The 642-nt window shown below is 64.2% G+C and carries 2 protein-coding genes; both read right to left on the reverse strand.

Annotation, left to right across the window (positions count from 1 at the left end; translation table 11 throughout):
* A partial coding sequence (locus AC2TC0_RS16205; RefSeq protein WP_484718484.1) for a hypothetical protein occupies positions 1 to 272 on the reverse strand: 272 nt, incomplete at its 3' end.
* Positions 259 to 642, reverse strand: a 384-nt coding sequence (locus AC2TC0_RS16210; protein ID WP_484718485.1) for a hypothetical protein, incomplete at its 5' end; no start/stop codon positions are given. The genes AC2TC0_RS16210 and AC2TC0_RS16205, both read right to left, overlap by 14 nt.

Raw genomic sequence — 642 nt, forward strand, 5'->3', positions numbered from 1 at the left:
ATATTGAGCCGCGGGTTGCGCCCGAGCATCCATGCGACCCACGCCACCGAGATGGTGATGGATTTAAGATAGCGCGGCGGCATGGTGACGAGCAGCCGCTGATTGTCGCCGCGCCGGATGCATTCAAGCTCATGCGCAATGGCATCAAGATGCCAGTTCCAGCCAATCGCCTCGCCGCCGCGGATATGCGCAAAGGCCTTGCGCAAGAATGCGCGAAAGTCGCGGCGCATCAGCTCGTGGAGCACCCGCTCCGGATCATCAAATTGGATCATGATCGCCCTCCTCGTCCAAGTCGATGCCAGCCTCGCCGATGTCATCATCGACCACGGCAGCGGACGGCAGCGCTTCTTCGATGGCGTCGGCCGCTTGCTCTTGCTCCTCCAGCGGCTCGTCCTTGCTGAGCCCATAATCGCCCAGCGCCGCAGCGAGGATCGCCTGGTCTTCTGCGGACAGCCGCTTGCGATCGCCACCGCGATCCTCGATGCCGAGCACCTGGATGATGAGCGGCAGCAGCGTCTGCGCCGCCTTAAGATCACCCGCAGCAGCCCGCGCCGCGAGCGCCATCACGGCGAGTTGCTGGCGTCGCCCGGTCAAGGCTTTGCCATTGACCTTGATGGTCTGCGGAGCATCGAGCGCCGCCGC

The sequence above is a fragment of the Sphingopyxis sp. sgz302558 genome (assembly GCF_057220455.1).